The organism is Kineococcus indalonis (assembly GCF_009906395.1).
GTDB classification, from domain to species: Bacteria; Actinomycetota; Actinomycetes; order Actinomycetales; family Kineococcaceae; genus Kineococcus; species Kineococcus indalonis.
Genome location: NZ_JAAALM010000447.1, coordinates 1 through 3,421 on the forward strand (window position 1 = coordinate 1; position 3,421 = coordinate 3,421).

At 79.6% G+C, this 3,421-nt stretch carries 4 protein-coding genes; 2 read left to right on the top strand and 2 right to left on the bottom strand.

Annotation, left to right across the window (positions count from 1 at the left end):
• On the bottom strand, positions 1–693 hold a 693-nt coding region (locus GTR00_RS25995), incomplete at its 3' end, for a PH domain-containing protein (RefSeq protein WP_166612808.1).
• The gene (locus GTR00_RS17205; protein ID WP_323132564.1) at positions 690–1,310 is read right to left on the bottom strand and encodes a PH domain-containing protein; all 621 of its coding nucleotides are present in this window, start codon (positions 1,308–1,310) and stop codon (positions 690–692) included. The genes GTR00_RS25995 and GTR00_RS17205, both read right to left, overlap by 4 nt.
• Before the next feature lie 57 nt (positions 1,311–1,367).
• On the opposite strand from GTR00_RS17205, the gene GTR00_RS25165 reads away from it, so the two are divergent.
• Entirely contained in the window at positions 1,368–2,582 is a 1,215-nt protein-coding gene (locus tag GTR00_RS25165; protein WP_323132565.1) for an ABC transporter ATP-binding protein, read from the top strand.
• Positions 2,583–2,598: 16 nt separating this feature from the next.
• The coding region (locus GTR00_RS26000) for an endonuclease/exonuclease/phosphatase family protein (protein WP_166612809.1) at positions 2,599–3,421 on the top strand (823 nt) is incomplete at its 3' end.

The window sequence follows — 3,421 nt, forward strand, 5'->3', positions numbered from 1 at the left end:
GGCGTGCACGAGGCGGCGCGGGGGGACCTGCACGACGGGCCGGTGGGGGGCCTCGGGGGCGCTGAGGGCGCCGTGGCCGTCGTCGTCGAGGCGCAGGCCGGCGGCGGCGGCGAGCAGGGCGTTGCGCACCCGCTGCGCCTCCTCCTCGCGCAGGTACGCCAGGGACACCTTGCTGCCGGAGCCGCCGGCGACCTCCAGGCGCAGCTCGGCGAGGCCGAAGAGGCGCCCGAGCAGGGGGCGCACGACGTCGACGGCCTGCAGGCGGTCCAGCTGGGCGCGCCGCTCCTGGCGCCACAGGACGCCGCGCTCGACGTGCACGGCGCGGGAGTCGACGCGGTAGCGGGTGCGGCGCCAGGCCAGGGCGCTGTAGCCGGCGCCGACCAGGGCGATGACGAGCAGCCCGCCGAGCAGGACCACGGCCAGCAGCCAGGCGGGGACGTCGGCGCGCACGATCTCGTCGCCGTTCTGCACGACGACGACGGCGAGGACGGCGGCGACGGCCTTCCAGGCGCGCAGCAGGGGCGTGACGGGGTGCAGGCGGCGCCAGCCGGGGTCGTCCAGGACGGCGCGGGTGGGGGCGTCCAGGTGGGCGGCGACGTCGGGCGCGACGACGTGGGCGGCGGGCGCGGCGCCCGCCGCGGCGGGCTCGCCGCTCCCCCCCGGCCCGGCCGGGCCGGGCGCGGCGGTGCTCACAGCCCCGCCAGGCGGGCCTGGCCGCGCTCGGCGAGGCGGTCGCGCAGGCGGGCGGCCTCCTCGGGGGGCAGCCCGGGCACGGCGGCGTCGGTGTCCGGGGAGGCGGTGTGCAGCTGCACCTTCGCCAGGCCGAAGCGGCGGTCCACGGGGCCGGCCTCCACGTCGACGTACTGCAGCCGCCCGTAGGGCACCACGACGAGGGAGCGGAAGAGCAGGCCGTGGCGCACGAGGAGGTCCTCGTCGCGCTCGGCGTAGCCCCAGGCGGGCACCTGCCGGCCGCTGAGCCACCACCCCCACGCCCACAGGGCGGCCACGGCGGCGGCGCCCAGCGCGATCCACCAGGTCAGCAGGGCCGCCAGCACGAGCAGCACGAGCACCAGGGGCGCGCTGGTGAGGGTGTTGGCGGTGCGCTGGGAGGCGACCAGGCGCGGGGACACGCGCCGCCAGGTCACCCCGGGCGGGTCGAAGGGGTCCACCGCGGCCCGCGGCGCGCCCCCCTCCCGCTCGACCTCCCGCCCGGCCTCGCGCCCGGCCTCGCGCCCGGCCTCGCGCCCGGCCTCGCGCCCGGCCTCGCGCTCCGCCCCGCGACCCGCACCGCGCCCCGCCTCGTGGTCCACGGGCGCCAGCGTGCCAGACGCGTTGCGCCGCGACGCCGCGTCGGCGAGGCTCCGGGGGTGATCGGAGAGGGTGCGACCGGGTCCGGGGCGCAGGGGGACGAGGAGCCGGCGATCCGCTTCGAGGGGGTCGGCAAGCGCTACCGCGACGGCACCGAGGCGGTGCGCGAGCTGACGATGGACGTGCGCCGCGGCGAGCTGGTGGCCCTGGTGGGCCCCAGCGGCTGCGGCAAGTCCACGATCCTGCGGATGGTGAACCGCCTGGTGGAGCCCACCAGCGGGCGGGTGGTCGTCGACGGCCGCGACACCGCCCACGTGGACGCGGTGGAGCTGCGCCGCGGCATCGGCTACGTCATCCAGGCCGGCGGGCTGCTGCCGCACCGCACGGTGCGCGACAACGTCGCCACCGTGCCCCGGCTGCTGGGGTGGGACGCGCGGGCGCGCCGGGCGCGCGCCGACGAGCTGCTGGAGCTGGTGGGGCTGGAGCCGGGCCTGCACGGGCGCCGCTACCCGCGCGAGCTGTCCGGCGGGCAGCAGCAGCGCGTGGGCGTGGCGCGGGCGCTGGCGGCGGACCCGCCGGTGCTGCTGCTGGACGAGCCGTTCGGCGCGGTGGACCCGGTGGTGCGCGACCGGCTGCAGGCGGAGTTCCGCCGGCTGCAGACCGAGCTGGGCAAGACGGCCCTGTTCGTGACGCACGACCTGGACGAGGCGGTGCGGCTGGCCGACCGCATCGCGGTGCTGTCCACCGGCGGGCACCTGGAGCAGTACGCCGAGCCGGGCGCGCTGCTGTCGGACCCGGCGACGGACTTCGTCGTGCAGTTCGTCGGCTCCGACCGGGGGCTGCGCCGCCTGGCGGTGACGCCGATCCGCCCGGAGGACCTGGAGGTGCCGGCGACGCTGGCGCCCGGGGACGGCGTGGCGTACGCCGCCACCGCGCTGGAGGTCGACGGCCGCTCGTGGGGCGTGGTGCTGGAGCCGGACAGCCGCGAGCTCGTCGGGTGGGTGCCGCGCGGGGCGCTGACGGAGGCGATGCGCCGCGGGGACCGCGCCGGCCGCGTCGGGGACTGGACGCAGCCGTTCCCGGTGGTGGTGCAGCGGGCGGAGACGATGCGCAGCGCGTTCTCCACGCTGCTGGGGCAGGAGCTGCGGTTCCTGCCGGTGCTGGAGGGCACGGAGTTCCTGGGCGTGCTGACCCCCGACGTGGTGCACACCGCCCTGCGCGCGGCCCCCGCGGCGCCCGCGGCGCTCCCGGTGGACGGGACGGGCACCGCGTGAGCCGTCCCCGCCGCCGGTGAGGGCGGGGACGCTGCTGCGCGCGCCGGCGCTGCTGTACGGCGCCACCGCCACCGCCGCCGTCGCGGCGGTGGCGGTGGCCGGTGACGGCACCGCGGCCACGTACGCGGTGGCGCTGGTGGCGTTCTGGTGGCTGGCGCCGGCGCTGGCGGTGGTGCCGGTGGCCGTGGCGGCGCGCGCGTGGGGCGTGCTGGCCTCGGTGCTGGTGCCGGCGCTGGCGGCCGGGGCGCTGCTGGGCCCGTACGCGCTGCCCGGCCGCGGCGGCGGCGCGGCGGACCTGCGGGTGGCGACGTTCAACACCAGCGGCACGCGGGGCCTGGAGGGGCTGCGGCTGCTGGTGGACGAGCACCGGCCGGACGTGCTGCTGCTGCAGGAGGTGGACGCGCGCTCGCGGGAGTTCCTGCGCCGGCGCCACCCGCGGTACGCGCACCGCTGGTACGGCGGGGAGAGCGGCCTGGGCGACGGCGCGGTGTGGTCCACGCTGCCGATCGTGTCGGTCACCCCCGTGCCGGGGCTGCCGGCGGGGGCGCGCCCGGCCGCCGTCGTCGTGCTGGACGCCTCGGCGCGCGGCGGGCCGCGCGCGCTGCCGGTGCTCTCGCTGCACCTGGCCTCCCCCTGCCTGGGGTGCACGCCCTGGAGCCGGGAGGCGAACCCGGCGGGCGGCACCGCGCAGGCGGCCCGCACCCGGGTGGCGGAGGCGCGCCGCTACGCGCGGCTGGCCCGGGAGCTGGGCGCGCGCGGGCCCGTCGTGGTGGGCGGGGACCTGAACTCCTCCGACCTCAACGAGCCGCTGCGGGTGCTGACCGGAGACGGGCCCGCGC